Origin of the sequence: Flavobacterium hibisci (assembly GCF_020026925.1) — a bacterium.
Taxonomy (GTDB): Bacteria; Bacteroidota; Bacteroidia; order Flavobacteriales; family Flavobacteriaceae; genus Flavobacterium; species Flavobacterium hibisci.
Genome location: NZ_JAIQDW010000052.1, coordinates 1 through 780, shown reverse-complemented (window position 1 = coordinate 780; position 780 = coordinate 1). Strand labels below are relative to the sequence as shown.

1 pseudogene is annotated in these 780 nt (G+C 41.8%); it reads left to right on the top strand.

Annotation, left to right across the window (positions count from 1 at the left end):
* Positions 1–780: pseudogene (locus tag K8B81_RS20795) on the top strand (hypothetical protein); the annotation flags it as partial.

The following is a 780-nucleotide window of genomic DNA, read 5'->3' as shown; positions in this document are numbered from 1 at the left end:
GAACTTCTTATACTTATGAGGTTTCCACAAATGGAGGTACTTCCTACAGTGCTATGGCTACTAATGTCTATACAGCATCAGCATCGGGTACTTATACATTCAGAATTACAGATGCCAACAGCTGTACAGTTACCACTACCGCTACAGTGAATTCGATTTCAAGCCCTACAGTAACAGCTTCACAAGTGAATGCGAGCTGTAATGGAAATTCTAATGGTTCAGTTACCTTAACAGGATCAGGTGGTTCAGGCGGTTATACTTACAGTAATAACGCTACAAGCGGCTTTACAACCACAGCTACCTTTACAGGATTGGCAGCTGGTTCTTATACATTTTATGTAAAAGACAGCAAAGATTGTCCAGGTTCAGTTAATGTAACTATTACCCAGCCAACAGTCTTGACTACTACAGCCACCGCAGGTACTTTTAGCTGTAATTCGACCAATGTTAAGCAGTCTGCAACTGTTACGATCGATGTACCAACTACAGGAACTGCTCCATATACCTATAGTTTTGAGGGAAGTGCTTTTACAGGAACCAGAACATTCACGGTTTCCGATAATGGAACAGACCAAACGATACATTATATCGTAAAAGACAACAACGGCTGTACTTTCTCAGGATCAGTTGTTATCAACAGATTAAACGCGCCTGTAATTTCAGGTATTACCCATACCGATATTTACTGTACTCCAGCGTCTCGTACTACCAGTACAGTTACTGTTGCCAAGACAGCAGGAACAGGAGTTGGAGCGATTACTTATGAGATTACGGCTCCTG